Below are 1,982 nucleotides of genomic sequence, written 5' to 3'. Positions count from 1 at the left end.
GTATCCGGCGGCACGTTGTCGCGCAAGAACTGCCGCACTTCCTCGCGAAACGCCTGCTCTTCTTTCGTGAATGCGAGATCCATCGGATCCTCCTGTGAGATTGCTGCAGCGTCCCGAAGGCTGGGATCCATAATCGCCGGCCTTCGTTGTTACGAAAGCCGATTCCGTCCTTGCCCCCAAACTCAGACTGCGGAGTATGGGGGCCCGGCCGCGCGTGCGCAACTACGCAACTAGGCAGTGACGATGTAAATTACGGCAGGACCTCGAACAAACCCGCAGCGCCCATGCCGCCACCGACGCACATGGTGACGACCGCGTACTTCGCTTTGCGGCGACGGCCCTCGATCAAGGCGTGGCCGGCCAGGCGCGCGCCGGACATGCCGTAGGGATGGCCGATCGAGATCGCGCCGCCGTCGACGTTGATTCTGTCGGGATCGATGCCGAGCTTGTCGCGGCAATACAGCACCTGCACAGCGAAGGCTTCATTTAGCTCCCAAAGAGCGATGTCCTCGACCTTGAGGCCGTGGCGCTTGAGCAGGCGCGGCACGGCGAAAGCCGGGCCGATGCCCATCTCATCCGGCTCGCAGCCGGCGGTGACGAAACCGCGGAAGATGCCGAGCGGCTGCAGGCCACGTTTGGCCGCTTCCTTGTCGCTCATGATCACGGAAGCGCTGGCGCCGTCCGAGAGCTGGCTGGCATTTCCGGCGGTGATGGTGAAACCTTCGCCGCGCACAGGCTTGAGCCCCGCGAGTCCTTCGGCCGTGGTTTCGGGGCGGGGCCCCTCATCCTGCGACAGTGTCACGTCCTTGAAGGAGACCGATCCGGTCACCTTATCTGTCACCGCCATTTGGGTCGTGATCGGCGCGATCTCCTCCCTGAACTTGCCGCCCTGCTGGGCGGCCGCGGTGCGGCGCTGGCTCTCCAGCGAATATTCGTCCTGCCGCTCGCGCGAAATGCTGTAGCGCTTGGCCACTACTTCAGCGGTGTCGATCATGGGCATGTAGGCATCGCACTTGATCTTGAGCAGCGCCGGATCTCGCACGTGGAACGAATTCATCTTGTCATTCTGCACGAGGCTGATCGACTCGCCACCGCCGCCGACGGCGATCTCGACTCCGTCAAAGATCACTGAACGCGCGGCGACCGCAATGGCCTGAAGCCCGGAGGCGCATTGCCGGTCGACCGTGCTGCCGGCAACAGTGACGGGCAGGCCCACGCGCAGCAGCGCCTTGCGCGCGATGTTGCTGCCGGTTGAACCCTGCTGAAGCGCCACTCCCATCACGACGTCCTCGATCTCCTTCGGATCGACCTTGGCTCGGGCGACGGCCTCGCCGATCGCGTGGCCGAGCAGCGTCGCGCCCTCGGTGGCGTTGAGCGCACCGCGATAGGCCTTGCCAATTGGCGTACGGGCGGTGGAAACGATGACAGCGTCGGTCAAGAACGATCTCCTGATGCGAGTTGGGTGGATTGTGACGATTTCTGCTGCCGCGTTGGCCATACCCGCGAGTTACAGCTGATCGGACGGTCGCAAAACTCCAGCTCGTGCGCGACCCGTACTCAGCGGCGGCCTTCGACAATTGGTTAGGGAGGGTGCCCTGGACGACGTTGTCGTCCCAACGCGCGCCCTCGGCATAATACCGTTCGCCGGGACGCGTCATGTTCCGCAATACACCATTCATCATTCCGGCGTGCGACCACTGGCTCCGCGCAAAAGCGGGCCCGATGCCAAGCTCCGTAGCAGCCTCTAACGCGCAATGTGCATCAGAGAGTCCAGCGAGCAGCGTACTCGGAGGCGAGATGATGTCCCGGTCAGGCCTTTCCGGCAATCCACGTCGTGCAATCGCGCAACGTGGAACAACGAAAGGATTGGCAGCCGCCATCACGCCGCTTTCGACGCAGCCGCCAGCGACGCGAACGTCTTGCCCTCATCCGCGAGTTTCTTCAGGAGCGGCGCGGGCTCGAGGCTCGGGTCGTTGGTCTCC

Annotated in this window: 1 protein-coding gene; it reads right to left on the bottom strand. The window is 63.7% G+C overall.

The features are described from left to right. Positions 1-250 precede the first annotated feature (250 nt). Entirely contained in the window at positions 251-1,438 is a 1,188-nt protein-coding gene (locus IVB12_RS11280) for an acetyl-CoA C-acyltransferase (protein WP_247298854.1), read from the bottom strand. Positions 1,439-1,982 lie beyond the last annotated feature (544 nt).

The sequence above is a fragment of the Bradyrhizobium sp. 179 genome (genome assembly GCF_023073535.1).
Lineage (GTDB): Bacteria > Pseudomonadota > Alphaproteobacteria > Rhizobiales > Xanthobacteraceae > Bradyrhizobium.
The sequence above is the reverse complement of the archived record's forward strand: the minus strand, read 5'-3'. Positions and strand labels throughout refer to the sequence as shown.